The organism is bacterium, assembly GCA_035945995.1.
In the GTDB taxonomy this organism is placed as follows: Bacteria; Sysuimicrobiota; Sysuimicrobiia; order Sysuimicrobiales; family Segetimicrobiaceae; genus DASSJF01.
In genome coordinates, this window is sequence record DASYZR010000051.1 from 11,167 (window position 1) to 29,558 (window position 18,392).

General features: G+C 70.1%; 14 protein-coding genes and 1 tRNA gene. 8 read left to right on the forward strand and 7 right to left on the reverse strand.

Annotated elements, in window-relative coordinates; translation table 11 throughout:
* Positions 1 to 2 precede the first annotated feature (2 nt).
* From VGZ23_05065 to VGZ23_05085, 5 genes are all read left to right on the forward strand, one after another.
* Positions 3 to 977: a metalloenzyme gene (locus tag VGZ23_05065; protein ID HEV2356967.1), complete on the forward strand. Its 975-nt coding sequence runs from the start codon at positions 3 to 5 to the stop codon at positions 975 to 977.
* On the forward strand, positions 974 to 3,367 hold the full coding sequence (locus VGZ23_05070) for an endonuclease MutS2 (protein ID HEV2356968.1): 2,394 nt from the start codon (positions 974 to 976) through the stop codon (positions 3,365 to 3,367). Before VGZ23_05065 ends, VGZ23_05070 begins: the two co-directional genes overlap by 4 nt.
* Positions 3,364 to 4,329 (forward strand): cation diffusion facilitator family transporter, encoded by a 966-nt coding sequence (locus VGZ23_05075; GenBank protein ID HEV2356969.1) that lies wholly within the window; start codon positions 3,364 to 3,366, stop codon positions 4,327 to 4,329. Before VGZ23_05070 ends, VGZ23_05075 begins: the two co-directional genes overlap by 4 nt.
* A 19-nt stretch (positions 4,330 to 4,348) precedes the next feature.
* Positions 4,349 to 5,566 (forward strand): tyrosine--tRNA ligase, encoded by a 1,218-nt coding sequence (gene tyrS, locus VGZ23_05080; protein ID HEV2356970.1) that lies wholly within the window; start codon positions 4,349 to 4,351, stop codon positions 5,564 to 5,566.
* A 119-nt stretch (positions 5,567 to 5,685) separates the two neighbouring features.
* Positions 5,686 to 5,762: transfer RNA gene (locus tag VGZ23_05085), tRNA-Ile, on the forward strand.
* A gap of 108 nt (positions 5,763 to 5,870) precedes the next feature.
* Here VGZ23_05085 and VGZ23_05090 read toward each other — a convergent pair.
* Positions 5,871 to 6,380 carry an ATP-binding protein gene (locus tag VGZ23_05090; protein ID HEV2356971.1) on the reverse strand — a complete coding sequence of 170 codons (510 nt, stop codon included), beginning with the start codon at positions 6,378 to 6,380 and terminating at the stop codon, positions 5,871 to 5,873.
* 172 nt (positions 6,381 to 6,552) lie between these two features.
* On the opposite strand from VGZ23_05090, the gene VGZ23_05095 reads away from it, so the two are divergent.
* Complete coding sequence (locus VGZ23_05095; protein HEV2356972.1) at positions 6,553 to 6,990, forward strand: Crp/Fnr family transcriptional regulator; 438 nt, start codon at positions 6,553 to 6,555, stop codon at positions 6,988 to 6,990.
* 268 nt (positions 6,991 to 7,258) lie between these two features.
* Here the strand turns inward: VGZ23_05095 and VGZ23_05100 are convergent, their stop codons facing one another.
* The 4 genes from VGZ23_05100 to VGZ23_05115 form a co-directional block, all read right to left on the reverse strand.
* Positions 7,259 to 9,142 (reverse strand): SLC13 family permease, encoded by a 1,884-nt coding sequence (locus VGZ23_05100; GenBank protein ID HEV2356973.1) that lies wholly within the window; start codon positions 9,140 to 9,142, stop codon positions 7,259 to 7,261.
* A 112-nt stretch (positions 9,143 to 9,254) separates the two neighbouring features.
* Positions 9,255 to 10,379, reverse strand: a complete 1,125-nt coding sequence (locus VGZ23_05105) for a response regulator (GenBank protein ID HEV2356974.1) — start codon at positions 10,377 to 10,379, stop codon at positions 9,255 to 9,257.
* An 18-nt stretch (positions 10,380 to 10,397) separates the two neighbouring features.
* Entirely contained in the window at positions 10,398 to 10,745 is a 348-nt protein-coding gene (locus VGZ23_05110) for a response regulator (protein HEV2356975.1), read from the reverse strand.
* A 17-nt stretch (positions 10,746 to 10,762) separates the two neighbouring features.
* Positions 10,763 to 12,358, reverse strand: a complete 1,596-nt coding sequence (locus VGZ23_05115) for an ATP-binding protein (protein HEV2356976.1) — start codon at positions 12,356 to 12,358, stop codon at positions 10,763 to 10,765.
* 190 nt (positions 12,359 to 12,548) lie between these two features.
* Here VGZ23_05115 and VGZ23_05120 point away from each other — a divergent pair, with 190 nt between their 5' ends.
* The gene (locus VGZ23_05120) at positions 12,549 to 13,073 is read left to right on the forward strand and encodes a hypothetical protein (GenBank protein ID HEV2356977.1); all 525 of its coding nucleotides are present in this window, start codon (positions 12,549 to 12,551) and stop codon (positions 13,071 to 13,073) included.
* 78 nt (positions 13,074 to 13,151) lie between these two features.
* Here VGZ23_05120 and VGZ23_05125 read toward each other — a convergent pair whose 3' ends face one another.
* Positions 13,152 to 14,864 carry an HD domain-containing phosphohydrolase gene (locus VGZ23_05125; protein HEV2356978.1) on the reverse strand — a complete coding sequence of 571 codons (1,713 nt, stop codon included), beginning with the start codon at positions 14,862 to 14,864 and terminating at the stop codon, positions 13,152 to 13,154.
* 127 nt (positions 14,865 to 14,991) lie between these two features.
* Positions 14,992 to 15,888 carry a formate dehydrogenase accessory sulfurtransferase FdhD gene (fdhD, locus tag VGZ23_05130; protein ID HEV2356979.1) on the reverse strand — a complete coding sequence of 299 codons (897 nt, stop codon included), beginning with the start codon at positions 15,886 to 15,888 and terminating at the stop codon, positions 14,992 to 14,994.
* Positions 15,889 to 16,095: 207 nt separating this feature from the next.
* On the opposite strand from fdhD, the gene VGZ23_05135 reads away from it, so the two are divergent.
* Positions 16,096 to 18,392 (forward strand): PBP1A family penicillin-binding protein (locus VGZ23_05135; protein HEV2356980.1); only part of this gene is annotated, 2,297 nt, incomplete at its 3' end.

Sequence of the window (18,392 nt, forward strand, 5' to 3'; positions counted from 1 at the left end):
CCGTGCATGGGTTTCGCATCGTGTTTCTCTTCGTCGACGGTCTCGGCCTCGGTGTGCCGGATCCGGCCGTCAATCCCGTCGTGCGCGCGGCGACCCCCACATTGCGCGCGTTGCTCGGCGGCCCGCTGGCGGATCACGCGCCCCGCCGCACGGCGTCGGCGCGGCTCGAGCCGCTGGATGCGTGCCTCGGAGTGGCGGGGCTGCCCCAGAGCGCGACCGGACAGACGGCGCTCCTGACCGGCTGCAACGCCCCGGCGCACATCGGCCGGCACCTCACCGCCTATCCCACGCCGTCGCTCGCCGCCCTCCTCGACACGCACGGGATCATGGGGACCCTGCGGCGCCGCGGCGCGCCCGTGGCCCTGGGCAACGCGTATACCCCCGCGTACTTCGAAGCCGTGGCGGCGCGGCGGCTCCGTTACGCGGCCATCACGCGGCACGCGCTGCAGGCCGGCGTGCGCCTGCGGACGGTGGACGATCTCGCGGCCGGGCGGGCCGTGTATCAGGATCTGACGAACGACCGCGCGCGTGAGTTGGGGGCCGATGTCCCGCTCATCACGCCGGAGGCGGCGGGCCGCAATCTCGCGGTGCTGGCACGGGACCACGCGTTCACGATCTTCGAGTTCTTCCAGACCGACTTGGCCGGACACGGCCGGCTCGACGGCGCGGTCGAGGTCGTCGAGCGGCTCGACCGATTCGTGGGCGCCGTCCTCGCGCACACCGATCTCGCGACAACCCTCGTCCTGCTGACGAGCGACCACGGCAACGTGGAGGACGCGCGCACCCGCGCGCACACGACGAATCCGGTGCCGGCGCTGCTCGTCGGAGCCCGGCGCGACCTGGCGGCCGAGCGGCTCCATGCGATCACCGACGTCGCGCCGGTCTGCCTGGATCTGCTCGCCGACCCGCCCGCGTCCGGCGGCGCGGCGCGGCCCGCCCCCGGACGGGGACAGGCCGGCGCGGAGGTGCGGGCGTGACCCCGCGCGCGCTGCGCGTCTTGGGGTTCCCCGCGGTCCGGGAGCGTCTCGCCGCGCTGTGCGTCTCCGCCATGGGTCGCGAGCGGGCGGTGGCGCTCGAGCCGTCGCCGTGGCTCGACGAAGCGGCGCGACGGCAGCGGCTGACCACCGAGGCGCGGACGCTCGCCGACGGCGCGGGAGGCCTGCCCGTGCGCGGCATCCGCGACATCCGCGCCGCGGTGCATCGCACGGAGATCGGCGGGGCGCTCGCGGCGCTCGAACTGCTTGACGTCCGCGATACCCTTGCGGTGGGCCGGGCCCTCAAAGGGTTCCTCGTGGCCCACGCCGCCGAGGCGCCGGGGCTCGCCGAGCAGGCCGACGGGGTGTCGGTGTTTGCGGAGCTCGAGGGGACGATCGGCGCCGCGATCGCCGAGGACGGCGCGATCACGGACCAGGCGAGTTTGGACCTGGCGAAGATCCGGCGAGAACGGCGCACGGCCGACGCCCGGCTCCGCGAGCATCTTGACCAAGTGCTTCGGACCCCGGCGGTGCAGCGCATGCTGCGGGACCCGCTGGTGACCATCCGGGGCGACCGGTACGTCGTGCCCGTCCGCATCGAGTTCCGCGACCAATTCCCCGGCATTTTGCACGACCAGTCGGCGAGCGGCGTCACGGTGTTCATGGAGCCGCTCGCGATCGTCCCGTTCGGCAACCGCGTGCGCGAACTGGCCGCGGCCGAAGAGGTGGAGATCGCCCGCATCCTGGCGGCGCTGAGCGCCGCGGTGGCGGCAGAAGCGGAGCGGATCGGGGAGACGCTCGAGACACTTGCGGCGCTCGATCTCGTCGCGGCGGCGGCCGCGCTCAGCCACCGCTGGGACGCATCGCCGCCGCGCCTCAACGCCTCTGGCCGCGTGGACCTGCGCGGCGCGCGGCATCCGCTCCTCACCGGCACCGTCGTCCCGATCGACCTGCGGCTCGGCGGGGAGTTCCGCACGCTCGTGATCACCGGTCCCAACACCGGGGGCAAGACGGTGACGCTGCGCACGCTCGGCCTCCTCACCCTGATGGCGCAGGCCGGGCTGCACGTGCCGGCGGCGCCGGACAGCGAGGTGGCGGTGTTTGCCGGCGTGTTCGCGGATATCGGGGACGAGCAGAGCATCGAGCAGAACCTGTCCACGTTCTCGTCCCACATGACCGCGATCGTGGAGATCCTCCGGCTGCTCGAGGCGATGCCCGCGGAACCAGGGGCCGCGCTCGTGCTGCTCGACGAGATCGGCGCCGGAACGGACCCCGTCGAGGGGACGGCGCTCGCGCGCGCGATCATCGAAACCCTCCACGCCCGCCGGGCCTGCACCGCGGTGACGACACACTACACCGAATTGAAGGCGCTGGCGTTTACCCATGCGGGGATCGAAAACGCGTCGGTCGAGTTCGATGAAGAGACGCTCCGCCCGACGTACCGCCTGCTGATCGGCACGCCCGGACGCAGCAACGCGCTCGCCATCGCCTCCCGGCTGGGGCTGGACCCCGCCGTCGTCGAGCAGGCGCGGCGCTACCTCTCGCAGGAGCAGGCGGACCTCAGCCGCGTGATCGAGCGCGTCGAGGAAGAACGCGAGGCCTTGGCCGCGGAGCGCGACGCTGCGGCGCGCGAGCGTCTCGATTTTGGCCGCACGAGGGCCCGGGCGGAGGAGGGCCTCCGGCGCGCCGCCGACATGCGCCGGCGCAGCCTCGAGCGGATGCGGGACGAGCTCGAGTCCCTCCTCCGCGCGGGCCGGCGCGAACTCGAGGCGCTCGTGGCGGCGTTGCGAACGGAGCGGTCGCCCGAGGCCGCGGCCCGGCTGCGCGCGCACCTGCGTGCGCTCGGCCGGGCCGCGGAGACGTACACAGAAGCCGTCGCCCCGCCGCCGCCCGGCACGCCGGTCGACGCCGTCCGGGCCGGCGAGCGCGTGCTCGTCGCCTCGCTCGGCCGGCCGGGCGTCGTGCAGGCGGAGCCCGACGCCCACGGTGAAGTCGAGGTGCAGGTCGGCGCGATGAAAGTCCGCGTCCCGCTCGATGACCTCCGGCATGAGGAGGGCGCCCCGGCCGGCGACCGTGACGGCGCGGGCGGCTCTACGCGGGGACCGGCGGCCGCCCCGCCCGGCGCATGGGACCCGGCCGAGCCGCCGCCGGCCAGTATTCATCTGCGCGGCATGACGGTCGACGAGGCGATCCTGGCCCTGGACAAGTACCTGGACGACGCCGCGCTCGCCGGGCTGCCGTTCGTGACCGTCATCCACGGCAAGGGCACCGGCACGCTGCGGCGGGCGCTGCACGAGTTTCTCGCCCACCATCCGCACGTCGCCTCGTTCCGGCTGGGCGGCGAAGGCGAAGGGGGGAGCGGGGCGACGATCGTCACGCTGTCGCAGCGGTGAACGCCCTCACGGCGCACCCTCACCACCGCCACCCCGGCCTGTCCCCGTCGGGGGGCCCGTCCCCGTGGGGGGGCGGCGCGCGTGGCGCGCTGTCCGGTGCGTTCGGGGTCATCCTTGCGTTGCTGGTGCTCGAAGCGGCCGGCGGGTGGTGGACCGGCAGCCTGGCGCTCCTCGCCGACGCGGGGCACCTCCTCGTCGACCTGGGCAGTCTCGGCCTGGGCCTGCTGGCCGCATGGATCGCGGGACGTCCGGTGACGGTGGAGATGTCGTACGGCTACCGCCGCGCCGAAATTCTGGCCGCGCTCACGAACACCGTGGCGCTCTGGGCGGTGGCCGCGGCCATCGGCTATGAGGCCCTCGGCCGTCTGCGGATCCCACATCCCGTCGCGGCGCAGGGCATGCTGGCCGTCGCGATCGCGGGGCTGATCGGGAATGTGATCGCCGGCGGCCTGCTGGCGCGCGCGCAGGGCGAGAGTCTGAACGTCCGCGCAGCCCTCGCGCACGTGCTCGCGGACGGCGCGGCGGCCGTCGGCACGATCGCGGCCGCGCTCGTCATCCTCATCAGCGGATGGACGCGCGCCGACGCCGTCGTGGGCCTCGGCGTGGCGGGGTTGCTCGTCGCCGGGTCATTGCCGTTGCTGCGGGAGGCGGTGCGCGTGCTGATGGAAGGGACGCCGTCCGGGGTCTCGCTGCCCGAGGTGCAGCGGGCGATGACGGCTGAGTCCGGCGTCTGCGAAGTCCACGACCTCCACGTCTGGTCGCTCACGAGCGGCGTCGCCGCGATCAGCGCCCACGTGCGCATCCGGGAGGATGCCGACGCCCAGCAGGTGCTCGCCAACCTCGGGACGCTGCTGCGGGAGCGGTTTGGACTGTCTCACGCGACGCTGCAGGTCGAGGCGGCGGAGTTTCTCGATCCCTGGCATCCGCGGTGCGCGCCGGGGGCCGGCCCGCACGCCGGCTGAGCGGTGCTATAATTCCGCCGTGACTACGCCCAGTCCGCGCGAACAATTGGCGCTCCTCGCCCGCGGAACGGCCGAGATCATCAGCGAGGAGGCCCTGCTCGCCAAACTCGAGCAGCGCCGGCCGCTGCGGGTCAAGCTCGGGATGGATCCGACGGCGCCCGACATCCACCTCGGCAACGCGATCGTGCTGCAGAAACTCCGCCAGTTTCAGGACCTGGGCCACGAGGCAGTCCTCGTGATCGGCGACTTCACCGGCCTGATCGGCGATCCGTCCGGCAAGTCCGAGACCCGGCCGCAGCTCAGCCGCGAGGCGGTCGAGCGCAACGCCGCGACGTACCGCGATCAGTACAGCCGCATTCTCGACGCCGGCCGCACGCGGGTGGTGTTCAACAGCGAGTGGCTGGCGCCGATGCGGTTCGAAGACGTGATCCGGCTCGCCGGCCGGGCGACGGTGCACCGCCTCCTGGAGCGCGACGACTTTGCCAAGCGCTACCGCGAGCATCTCCCGATTCACGTCCACGAGCTGCTGTATCCGCTCTGCCAGGCCTATGACTCGGTCGCGATCCGGGCGGACGTCGAGCTCGGCGGCACCGATCAGAAGTTCAACAACCTGATGGGCCGCGATCTCCAGCGGGAGATGGGGCAGGAGCCGCAGGTCGTGGTGCTCACGCCGCTGCTCCCGGGACTCGACGGCGTCCAGAAGATGAGCAAGAGCCTCGGTAACGCGATCGGCATCACGGAGCCGCCGAACGAGATGTACGCCAAGGTGATGTCCCTGGCCGACGACCTGATGATCCCCTACTTCGAATACTGCACGCTCGTCCCGCTCGAGGAGGTCCGCGCCCTCGCGTCTGCGCTGCGGACCGGCCGCGCGCACCCGCGGGACGTCAAGCAGCGCCTTGCGCATGCGATCACCGCGCGCCACTGGGACGCGGCGGCGGCCGACGCCGCGGCGGCGGAGTTCACCCGCGTGTTCCGGGAGCACGAACGGCCGGACGAGATTCCCGACGTCGCGCTGAGCCGGGCGCGGGCGCGCAACGGCACAATGCGATTGGCGCACCTGCTCGTGGCCCTCGGGCTCGCGCCGACCAACAGCGAGGCGCGCCGGCTGATCGATCAGGGCGGCGTGAGCCTCGACGAAACCCGGGCGACCGGCGACGCCGATGTGCCCCTGCGCGACGGACTCGTCGTGCGCGTGGGCCGCCGGCGGTTCGCGCGCGTGCGGTTGACCGCTTAGCGCCGGGCGCTCCCGCCGCGGAGCCGTCTCCGCGACCGGTGGTGGGATCGGAGGCTGCGTTCGTGCGGCGAGTTTGGTTGACGCTTCGAAGCGCCGTCCCTATACTAGGGCCGTGCTGTGGGCCCTTAGCTCAGGTGGTTAGAGCGCACCCCTGATAAGGGTGAGGTCCGTGGTTCGAGTCCACGAGGGCCCACCATATTTTTCGGTGTTTCGGAGCGGCCTCAGCGCCTCTTGATCATCGTAATACTAACGCCTTGCCGCCCGTCGTCGGTCTTGATCTTCACGTCATCAACCAGCGCAGCGATCAAGTAGAGTCCCATCCCGCAGGGTAGGATGGAAGCGATGTAGGAACCTCGGGGGGCGACACCGCTGCACCTGCGTTACGAATCGCAACCACAAACGCCTCGGGCTGCGCTGCGAAGTCCACCGTGACCGGACCGACGCCGTCTGCATAGGCATGAGCCCGAGCATTGCTCGGCGCCTCGCCGGTCGCGAGTTCCAATTCCCGCGCCTTTTCGTCGGACAGCCCCTCTTGCTTGACGCTGGCATAGATCATTCGACGCGCTACCCTAAGGGTCTCGGGCTCTGTTTCCAGGTTGATGGAGAGCGTCCAGGTCCCGGTCATCATTCCCTCTGCGAGACGCGGCATCGTTGGTTTCTCAATTTGGTCCGCCTCCATGCAAAGGTGATCGCAAAGGATCACATATTCTTGAGTCTGAGCGCCGTGTTTCGAAACATGGCCGCGACGGATCTTGAGGGGCTGGCGCGGTCTGCGCGCGCGCGCTCGTTGCGCAAAGGAGAATTCTAGTTTCACCAGGGGGAACCGGCGAGGGACGTCTACGTGCTGACGAGCGGCACGGTGAAACTTGTTCACACAGATCCGGACGGGGAAAGCCTGATTCTCCGCGTCGTCGTGCCGGTGCAACACTTCGGGGACGGGGCGGATTGGGCTCGGGGAAACGATCCGGTTTGCCTCTGCGGAGGCAATGCGGGATTCCCGGGCGCTTGTCTGGGACAGCTCGGCGATTCTTCGTGTCCTGCTGGCGCACCCGCCGGTCGCCGTAAACGCGATTCGCTGGCTAGAGGAGTTGCTCGAGGTTGAACGGAGCCGGCTGCAAGACTTTGTATCGGCGGATGTAAGCCGGCGGCTCGCCAGGCTCTTCCTTCGCCTCAGCCAATCCTTCGGCCGTAAGACACGAGGCGCCGTCGTGCTCGAGGTGCCGCTTTCACGACAGGACTTGGCCGAGCTCGTCATCACCTCGCCGTACACGGTCAGTCGTATTCTGGCCGACTGGCGGCGTCGAGACATCCTTGACGCGCAGCGCGGCCGAATCGTTGTCCGGGACCAAGAACGCCTCGCTTCGATAGCCGAAGAGCACGCACCCGAGTCGAATGCTGCGAGACGGGACGCCGGCGTCCACTGACGAGAACAAGGCCGTCGTCCAATATCTGAGGCACATGCCGCTCGCGGGGGGTGGTCGGGATGATCTGGACGGGCGAGACCATGGAGGTCGAGATCGTGAAGCGCGCCGGCATGGCCGGCAGATTCGAGAAATGACGAGACCAAGAAAGTCTTCGCCATCAAGAAACACCGACGGGCCCATTTCGGTTCTTGTCGCAGATGACGACGGCGTCCTCACGCGGGTGGATCACCCAAACTACCGGGTCGTGTTTCGCGTGTCTCTGGAATGACTAGCGCGTCAGGATCCCAAGAAGTCTCCAGTACGGTAGGCTCGCCGCCAGGGCGAGCAGCGTCACGACAGTCAGCCCCACGCCGGCCAGACGGGCGTGACGGTCGGTGAACATCTCCCCGTCCGTGGCGTCCCGGACGAGCCGGCAGTAGTCGCTCTGACGGGGGGCAAGCCAGGCGTTGGCGGTGACCAGCACGACGAAGCCGACAACCCACGGGGCGAGGCCGAGCCTGGCGGCCGCCGGGACCAACGCGAGGCTCAGAAGCAGCGTGGCGGGAATCCAAGGGAGCACGAGCCGGACGCCGACGATCGCGAGCGCGAGCAGCATGACGAGCGCGGCCGGGCTTCCGGCGGAGTGCACGATCGGCACGAGCCGATTCGCGATCCACTCGTCGAATCCGACGCTGTGGAGCACTCCGCCGGTTCCCAGCAGGACGCCGAACAGCGCCAGGAAGCCCCACTCAATGGAGCTCCGGAAGCCTTCCCGGGTCAGCACATCCCCGGTGAGGGCCACAATGAGCGCGGTGGCCGCCACCCACGCGCTGTCGATGCGAAGAATCGGCTGGGCGACGAGCCCCACGAGCAGCACCCCGAGCGCGATGATCGTGACGCGTTCGGAGGACGCGAGCGGCCCGAGGACGCGCCGTTGGCGCTCCAGCGCGGCGGGGGCGATTCTCGGCGGCTCCGCCGGCCGCAGACCGACCAACAGTATCGCGGCGCAGCCCAGAAACAGAATCAGCCCGGCGGGAGCCGCGCCCAGGAACCACACGGCCCAGCTGAAGTGCGCGCGATCCGCGGCCGGCATCAGCGCAAACACGTAGAAATTCATCGCGAGACCGGTAAAGAAAATGCTGCTGAACGCCGCGTACCCGAATATGCCGGCGAACGCCAGGCCCGCGCTCCCCCGGCTCCGGGGCGGATATCCCAGGCCGCCGGCGAGCTCCTGCGCAAGCGGCGCTATCGCCGCAACGCGCGCGATCGAAAGCGGCATCAGCGGCGTGATGAGCGCTCCCCCGACCAGCAGCGCGAGCGCCTGGCCGGAGTAGGACGGCGGAAAGGTCCGCAGCAGCCGCAGCGCGGCGCGATAGAGCAGGCCGGAGCGCGACATCGCCGCGGCCAGGCCCAGGGCGCTGAGGGCCACCACGTAGGACGAGCTCGTGAACCCCGCCAGCGCCTGCCCGAGCGGTACTAGTCCCGCGAGCCCCCACGCGGTCACCATGGCCAGCGCGACGACGAAATCGGGCACCGGCTCCGTCAGCCACGCCAGCGCCGCCCCGATGACGATGAGGCCGACGTGCCAGCCCCTGGCCGTCAGTCCGCTCGGCGGAGCCACCGCCCAAAGGACGGCGGGGACGCCGATCGCGAGGGCGAACGACAGATTTCGCCCGAGCCGCGATGGAGCGGAGCGGGGGGCATCGAGACGAATCGGAAGCGCCGTCGCCGTCGTGGCCGGCACGCCCGCGTGCTCCCGCGAACGCCGGTCGAGCAGTTCCGCGAGCGATGTGGCCATCATGAGCCCGAGGTGACCTCGCTCCCGGGCCACCCGCTCGAACCGCTCCCGGGAGAGTTTCCAGGCGCGCACGTCGGTCGCGGCGCGTGCCGACCCGGTCCGGCGTCCCAGCAACAGGCCGAGGTCGCCGAAATGCGCGGGCACCTGGAGCGTGGCGACCGACCGTTCGCCCGCGGATCCGCGGACGCTCACGGTCACCTGACCTTCGTCGAGAAGGTAGAGCGCGTCGGCCGCGGCTCCCTCGGAGAAGATGACCGTGCCGGCGGCGAACGCCACCTCCTCCAGCGCCCCGGTCAGGCGTGCGATGTCCAGGCGGTCGAGCGAGCTGAAGAACGGTATGCCGCGGATCAGGGCTTCGACCGGTTCCGCCGTCATGTCCGCCGGGGCGATGACCGCGCGTCCGAGGGGTGCCGCGCAGGAAGAAGCAGGTGCGCCGGCCCGGCCCGGTACCGGCGCGGGCGAGGTGGCGGCCCGCGGCGCCCGGCGCTCAGCCCGCGGGCTCCCTGAGCTGGAGCACGTTGAAGACGGTGACCGGCCTCGACAGTCCTTTGAGCGTGAGTTCGCCCAGCGGCTCGGCGTCCACCGCGTCCTCCACCATCGCGCACACGCGCTGGCTGATCAGGATCTGGCCGGCCAGGGCTTCGCCGCAGAGCCGGGAGGCGAGGTTCGTGACCGCGCCGATCGCACCGTAGTCGGACCGGCCTTCGAACCCGATCCGCCCCAGCGTCGCGAACCCGAGGGCGATGCCCATGCCGAACCCCAGCTGGTGGCCGCGTTTCCGCCATCCGGCGGCGAGCGCGGTCACGCGTGTTCGCATCTCGACGGCCATGCGGACGGCCCGCAGCGCGGGGTCCGGACACGGCACGGGATCGTTGAAGAAAATCATCAGCCCGTCCCCGGCGAAGCGCTCCAGCGTCCCTTCGAAGCGGAAGATCACCTCACCGAGGGCGGCGTGGTACTCGTGGAGCACGCCCATCAGCTCCTCCGGCTCCGCGGTCTCTGAAAACGCTGTGAACCCACGGAGATCGCAGAAGGCCACGGTGATCTCCCGCCGGTGACTCTCGAGAATCCGTTCGGTGCCGGCGGAGAGGATCGCCTCCGCGACCTGGGGAGACAGAAACCGCCGCAGCCCGCTGACCCGCTCGATTTCGCTCACCTGCGCGGCGACCCGCTCCTCCAGTGTCCGGTTCCACTCGGTCAGCTGCGCCGTCTGCGCCTGCACGGTATCGTGCAGCGCTTTGATCCGCAGCATCGACTTGACCCGGGCGACCAGGGCGGCCCCGTCGACGGGCTTGGTGAGGTATTCGTCGCTGCCGGCGTTGAGCCCGGCAACGACGTCGGCGGAGTCGGCCTTCGCCGTGACCATGATGATGGGGATGAACGGGATGCTGTCGTCGGCGCGCAGCCGCCGGCAGACTTCGAGGCCGTCCATCTTGGGCATATCGACGTCCAGCAAGATGAGGTCCGGAAGGTGCGCCCGCGCCGCGGCGAGCGCCTGCTCACCGTCCGCGGCGGTCACCAGCTCGTAGTCGTGGGCCGCCAGTCGCGCCTGCAGGACGTCCACGTTCATCGGGTTGTCGTCGGCGATCAGGATGAGCGGCGGCGTCCTCACGGCGGACCCCGGTGGGGGTTAGGGAAGGAGCTCGCGGACCTTGGCCAGCAGCTCGCGGGGGCTGAACGGCTTCGACATATAACCGTCGCACCCCGCCTCGCGCGCCTTCACGTCGTCGCCGCTGAGGGCGTACGAGGTCACCGCGATGATCGGGATGTCCCGGAGCGCGGGAACGGCCTTGATCCGCCGCGTCGCCTCGTACCCGTCGAATACGGGCAGCTGGATGTCCATGAGGATCAGATCGGGGCGTTGCGCTTCGGCCGCGGTGACGCCCTCGGCGCCCGTCAGCGCCTCCACCACCTCATAGCCGGCGCTGACGAGGAGATCGTGCATGATGCGCCGGTTGTCTTCGTTGTCTTCGGTCACCAAAATCCGCCTCGCCATCACGCCACCCCGGCCGTCTCCGTGCGAATCGGCAGCGTGAACCCGAACGTCGACCCCACACCGAGCCGTGAAGTGACCCAGATCCGCCCGCCGTGCCATTCTACGATCCGCTTCGCGATGGCGAGCCCCAGACCGGCCCCGCCTTTGTTGCGCGTGCTGGTGTTGTCCACTTGCTGGAATTCCTCGAACACCCGCTGCCGGTCGGCTTCCGGGATCCCGGGACCGGTGTCCGTGACCGACACGAGGAACTCCCCATCGTTCGCGGCCGCCTCAATCCGCACCTCGCCCGTTTCGGTAAATTTGATCGCGTTGCCGACCAGATTCAACAGGACCTGCGTGATCCGCCGTTCGTCCCCGCGTCCCACCGGCAGATCGGGCGGGACGGAGAGTGTCAGCGCGATCTTCTTCTCCTTGGCGAGGGACTCCACGGACGTGAAGACCGTTTGGGCAACGGCCTGCATCGAGTAATCGCCGAGTGACAGGGCGGCCCGTCCCGCCTCGATCTTGGAAAGGTCCAGCACGTCGTTGATCAGCCGGAGGAGATGACGGCCGCTTAACTGCATGCGCTGCAGGACGTCCCGGATCTTGTCCGGGACCGCGCCGTAGATGTCATCCAGGATCAACTCGGTATACCCGAGGATGGCGTTTAACGGCGTGCGCAGCTCGTGGCTCATGTTCGCGAGGAACTGGGACTTGTGCTGCGAGGCCACGGTGAGCTGGTCGTTCAGGTCCCGGAGCTCGCGCGTCCGCAGCGTCACCATCGCCTCGAGCTCCTTCGCGTACGCCTTCACGTCTTCGTGCAGCCGGGAGGTCTCGATGGCCATGGCCGCCTGATCGGCAAGCGCGGCGAGGAGCCGTTCGGCGTCGGCGTCGAATTGACCGGGGTCCCGGCCGGCCGCATACAGGACGCCGATCACGCGGTCATGGACCCTGAGCGGCACACCGAGCACCGACTGCAGCGCCGCTTCGGGGCCGGGTTCGGCGCCGTCCGCGCCGGCCGGCGCGCCAAAGCCCAGGACGTGCTCACCGAGGACCCCGTTCAGGGTAAACTGCATGCCGGCGAAGCCCTCGGCACTCGCGCCGCTGACGGCCTGCGTCGTGAACACATCGGTCTCGCCCTCACGAAGCGCGACGAGGCCGGCGTCCGCCCCGAGGAGATGCTGCGCCTGCTCCGCGATGAGGTCGAGGGTCGGCTCGTAGGCCACCTGCCCGTTGACCTCCCGGCTGATCTCGTACAGCGTCTCCGATTCGCGGATCTTGCGGTTGAGGGCCCCGACGGTGTCCCTCAGGCTGGTGGCCATGCGGTTGAACGCCTCGGCGAGGAGCCCCAGTTCGTCCCTCGTCGTGACGTCGAGCCGAACGTCGAGGTCGCCATGGGCAATCTTCTGCGCGGCGCCGACCAGACCGTGAAGCGGCCGAACGAGACCGCGGGCGAGCCACGCCGCGATGCCCACGCCCACCGCGGAGAGCAGCAGCCCAGTCAACACGGTGCTCTGCTGCACCAGCGTCCCGCGCCGCACGAGAAACAGAAAGGCGCCGAAAATAAAGTCCTGGAGGAACAAAAACAGGAGCACGAGTTTGACCTGCAAACTCATAGGCCTACGGGGCCCGACACCCCGCCCCTCCCCCAAAACGCGGCGCACCCGCTTGTCACGCCGCTAAACCTCCCGTCATGTTCTTGGGAGGTGACGAAAATCCTTGCCCAAAGCGACGCGCATCGTGTACAATACTTTGTGAGACGGGCTTCTTGATGCTCGCAAGAGGGGCCGATACGGGGGGTACCCGGTGGGCGCGGTTGGTGAGCATCTGCGGAAGAGGGTAGAGGAGCTCGAAAGCGAGCTCCAGGCGCGCGCGAAGTTCTTGGCCGAACGCGAAGCGCGGCAACGAGTGCTAGAGCAACGGGTCGAACACGTTTCGGCCGAGTGCTTCCGCATCGCTCAGGCGTTCGTCGAATCCACCAAGCAGCCCATTCTGCTCCAGATGCACCGAAAGATCGGACCCGCCCGGTTCCGGATTCGCGCCGGATCGGCCTACTCGGTGGTCGGACGGCTGACGGAAGACGGGTGGGAGCTCGTCACGTATCTGAACAGCGGCATGCACAGCACCCCCTATGCGACGGATGAGCAGTTCATGCTGGCCGCGCCCCCCGTCCTGGAGGAGCTGATCGGCGACGCCTTGGTCACCGTCATGACCGGCAGGGATCTCCTCTCTCCCGCAGCCGCGTCGCGGACCAAGGAGTCGTTCTGGGTTCCCTGGCAGAGGATGTTCGGCGCGCGCTCGGCGCGCCGCCCGGCACACCGGACCGCCTGACCGGGTCCGAGGCGCGCACCACCCTCAACGGGCAATCAACCCGCTCCCGCCGGTACGGCACGCCGGCCGTAATGGCGATCAGCGAACCGCCGCGCCCTCCTCGAGGACCCGGCAGAACGCCTCGACGGCCCGCGGATCGAACTGCGCCCCGGCGACGCGCCGCAACTCGGCGACCGCCTCTTCGTGCGGGCGGGCGGCCTTGTACGGACGCTCGTCGGTGATCGCGCTGTAGGCGTCCACGACGGCGAGGATGCGGGCGCCGAGCGGAATGGCGTCCTCGCGAATGCCGTCGGGATACCCGGTGCCGTCCCACCGTTCGTGATGGTGGCGCAGGATGCGCGCGACGCCGCGCAACCGCTCGACCGGCCGGAGAATCTCCTCACCGATGATGGGGTGTCGGCGCATGATCGCCCACTCGTCCTCCGTGAGCCGCGCCGGTTTTTGCAAGATTGCATCCGGCACCGCGATCTTGCCGATGTCGTGCAGCAGCGCGCCCCAGCGGATGTCCTGGACCTCGTCGTCACGCGCGCCGAGCATTTTGGCGGTGGCCTCGGCCCACCTCGCCAGACGCTCGCTGTGGCCGCCGGTGTAGGCATCACGGGCGTCCAGCGCGCGCCCCAGCGTCAGGACCATCTCGATGTAGGAGTCCTGGAGATCGTGGTAGAGGCGGCTCCGGTGAATCGCGGTCCCGGCCATTTCGGCGATGCTCTTCAGGAGCCGAAGGTCCGCCTCGACGAACGGTTCGGTCTGCGCGCCCAGGGCGCGGCCGACCGCGATCGTGCCGATGATGTTCTGGTCCACGCGGAGGGCAACGACGGCGAACGGTCCGAGCGCCCGGCCGGCGTCGGGGGCGGCGCCGAGCGCCGCCGCGTGCTCCGGGGAGAGGGCCGAGGTGACGTGCGGGACGCCGGTTTCGAACAGGCGCGCCAGCTGCGCCGACACGGGCCCGGTCCCCCGGTGCTCCGCGGCCACGCCCCATGTTTGGGCGGTGGTCAGCGTCGTGCCGTCGCGACTCAGCAGCGCGAGCGCCCCGTGGTCGGCGCGGGCCAGGCGCGCGGCCTGATCCACCAGGATGGGATACATCTCCTCGGGCATCTGCGCGAAGCGGAGGCGCTTGCTGAGCTCATAGAGTGCTTCGAGCTCGAACGTCCGCCGGCTCTGCGCCTCGTGCGACCGGCCGTTTTCCAGCGCGGCCGCGGCCTGCCAGGCAAACGCCTGCATCGCCTCGCGCTCGGGCGCGGACCAGCTGCGCGGCGCGTCGTAGTAGCAGGCGACCGTCGCACCGGCCCGCCCCTCGTGGATCAGCGGCCAGCCGGCGACCGCGCGAAATCCCTCCCGCTCGGCGCGGTGGCGCATCTCGCTGCTGCTCGGCAGCGCGCGGGTGTCTTCGATCAGGGACGGTTCCGGAATCGCCGCGCGCTTGCCCTTCGGCAGGTCCATGCCCGAGAGTTCCGCCTGCTTGCCGAGATGCGCCCACGGGGCGGTGTCGCCGGGTGTGGCGACGCCGGCCACGTAGGACCGCGAGATCCCGTGCGACCACGCACAGGTGACGACGCCGTTCGGCGAGCGCAGATAGACGGCAACGCCGCGCGCGCCGCTGAGCTCTTCAGCCGCCTGACCGATGGCCGCGGCGACGCCCGCGACGGACGACGGCCGATTGAGCGCTTCGCTGAGGCCCACGAGACGCTTCATGAGATCGGCGCGCAGGCGGGGATCGCCTGCGTCCGGGCCGCCGCGATGCTGCCCCTTGCCAGCGGGCCGCATCGACGTTCCTGCCGGTTCGCGGTCCATGAGTCCCTCCGCCCCCCGTCCATGGCGGGACCAATGATGCGGGAGAGTGCGTCAAAGATATTGACGGAAAGGCCAAAGACTCCTTTTCAAAACGATGGAAGTTTCCGCCGCGCGCGGCCCCGGCGCCTCAGCCGTCGCGCATCCGAACGCGATGTTCGCCCGTGTAGACGGTGAAGCGCGGCCCGCGTACGAACCCCACCAGCGTCATGCCGAACGCCTCGGCCGTTTCGCATGCGAGGCTCGACGGCGCGGAGACCGCGGCGAGGACCGGGACGCCCGCGGCCGCGGCCTTCTGCACGATCTCGAAGCTGGCCCGGCCGCTGACCATGAGGAGATGCCGGTCAAGCGGCAGGTGCCGTCCCAGGAAGGCGTGTCCGACGAGTTTGTCCACCGCGTTGTGGCGGCCGATGTCTTCCCGGACCGTGAGCAGCCGGCCGTCGCGGTCGAACCACCCGGCGGCGTGGAGGCCGCCGGTCTTCTCGAAGACGGCCTGGGCGGCCCGGAGCGCGTCCCCCAGCCGGCCGAGTGTGGCGTCGTCAACCGTGAGATCCTCGCCGCGCACGGCGCGGATGCCCCGGACGTGGATCGCCTCGATGGAGGCCTTCCCGCAGACCCCGCAGCTCGAACTGGTGTAGAAGTGGCGACGGAGGCGTTCGGGGTCGTAGGGAACCCCCGGCCGGAGGGCCACGTTGACGATGTTGTACTGCTGCGCGCCGTCGACGGACGGCTCCGTGCAGTAACTGATCGCGCGCACGTCGTCGGGCGAGCGGAGCAATCCTTCGGTATAGAGAAAGCCGGCGGCGAGCTCGAAGTCATGTCCCGGCGTCCGCATCGTGACCGAAATCGGGACGGCCGGTCCGCCGTCGGGGGGGTAGATCCGAATCTCGAGCGGCTCTTCCACCGCCAGCACGTCCGTCCGCGCCTGGACGCGCGTCTCCCGGGCCTGCAGGACCCGCCGCCGCACCGTGCTGGTCCGCGCGGCCGGCGGCGCGGCGTCCCAAAACCGGTTGGGAGACGACGGCATTGACACCTCGCGCGGGGATCCACCACGGGCGGCCCCGCCGTGCGCCCATCGTAGCATCGGCTCCGGAGAACCGTCAAACGAGTTGCCGGGCCGGCCGTCGGCAGGTATAGTAGGGTATGTTGAGAATCGGATGAGGGGCGGCGTCGCGGCTCGGACCACCCTTGCACCCGTCGCAGCCGACATCATCGCCGCAAAGAGAGGCCGCTCATGACATCGACGCCGCGAGGTCCGGTCCGGCGAAACCCCGCGGGTCGTGCGCGGGACGGGGGCCTCACGGCGGGGCAGCGGCGGGCGCTGCGCCGGACGGTCCTGGCCGTCATACTCACCGGTGCGGCCCTCGTTCTCGCGGCGGGAGGGCTCCTCGTCGGCGCGGCCGTCGCGATCAGCACGCACTTGCCGTCCATCGATGCGCTCTACGATCTGCCCAGCGAGGCCACGCGGATCTACGCCGCCGACGGCCAGCTGATTGCGAGCCTGTACCGCGAGAATCGGGACAGCGTGCCGCTCTCGCAGGTCTCGCACACGCTGCAGCGCGCGGTCATCGACACCGAAGACGCCGAATTCTACCGGCACCGCGGCATTTCGCTCAAGGGCGTGCTGCGGGCCGGACTGCGCAACCTCCACGACCGGGGCTACGCCGAGGGCGGCAGCACGATCACCCAGCAGCTTGCGCGCAACATGTTCCTGACCAGCGAAAAGTCCCTCACGCGCAAGATCGCCGAGATCCTCCTGGCCGTCCAGATCGAGCGCCGGCTGACCAAGGACGAGATTCTCGCGCGATACCTCAACCAGGTGTACTTCGGCCAGGGCGCCTACGGCGTGCAGACCGCGGCGGAACTGTACTTCGGCAAGCCGGCGAGCGCGCTCTCGCTGCCCGAAAGCGCCCTGCTGGCCGGGCTCATCCGGGCGCCGTCCTACTACTCGCCCTACGAACATCTGGATCGCGCCCGCACGCGGATGGGAGAGGTGCTTTTCCGCATGGAGGAGCAGGGCGACATCTCCGCGGCGCAGGACCGCGCCGCCCTCGCCGCGCCGCTGCACTTCGCGAAGAAGACCGACGCCGGCCTGATCGGGATTCGCGCGCCGTACTTCGTGAGCTACATCCTGCCCGGGCTGCTCCAGCGGTATGGCGAGGACATGCTCTACAAGGGCGGCCTGCGCATCTACACCACGCTGGATCTCGGCATGCAGGCCACGGCCGAGGCCGTCGTGCGCCAGGCCGTCGAGGAGGCCAAGCGCGACCATCTGCGCGCGCAGCAGGGCGCGCTCGTCGCCATCGACCCGCGTACCGGCTACGTGCGCGCGATGATCGGCGGATATGATTTCCGGGCGAGCCAGTTCAACCGCGCCTGGCAGGCGCACCGGCAGCCCGGCTCGGCCTTCAAGCCGTTCACGTACACGGTGGCCGTCATGCGCGGGATTCCGCCGACGCGGATGCTCCTCGACGCGCCGATCGAGTTTCCGCTGCCGAACGGCACGGTGTGGAAGCCGGAAGACTACGACAAGAAGTGGCACGGATGGATCACCGCCCGGTACGCGCTCGAGAATTCGATCAACGTCGCCACGATCCGGTTGGAGGAGGAAGTCGGCCCGCGCGCCATCGTCGATCTCGCCCACCGCATGGGGATCGAGAGCCGGCTGGAGCCGAACCTCGCCCTGACGCTCGGCGCCTCCGACGTGACGCTCCTGGAACTGGTCTCGGCCTACGGCGTCTTCGCCGACGGCGGGATCCGCGCCGCGCCGGTCGCCGTGACCCGGGTGACGGACTGGCGCGGCAAGGTGCTCGAGGAACACGTCCCCGACCGGCACGTGGTGCTGAGCCCTGAGGTGGCCTACGTGATGATCGACATGCTGAAGGGCGTCGTGCAGCGCGGGACCGGCACCTCGGCGAACATCGGGATTCCCCAAGCCGGGAAGACCGGGACGGCCGACGACTATCGCAACGCCTGGTTTATCGGGTTCACGCCCTCCATCGTCGCGGGCGTCTGGGTGGGGAACGACGACAACTCGCCGATGGACCACGTGACCGGCGGGAGCCTGCCGGCGCGGACCTGGGCCGCGTTCATGAAGAAGCTTCTGCCGTCGCTGCCGAAGGACGACTGGCCGCCGCCCGACGGGGTGGTGCAGCAGACGGTGTGCGCGCCGGCCGTCACGCCGACCGCCGGATGTCCCGATGTCCGTCCCGAGGTGTTCGTCAAGGGCACCGAGCCCGACGCCGGCGTTGCACCCGCCGGCCCGACCTCACCGTCGCCCGATCAGCCCGCGCCGCCGGCGGGGGCGGCGGCTCCGGTGCCGCCGGGATCCGTGGTGGCGGCGACTCCCGCCGCCGCGACTCCCGCCGCCGCAACTCCGGCCGGCCCCGCCGCGGCGGCCCCGGCCGTCAATCAATCGGTGCTGCCGGTGGTCATCACGGCGCCCCGCCAGGGCAGCGATGTGACGCTCCCGCTCACGATCACCGGGACGTCGAAACCCGGCGCGCTCGTGCGTCTGACGGTCACCAGCTC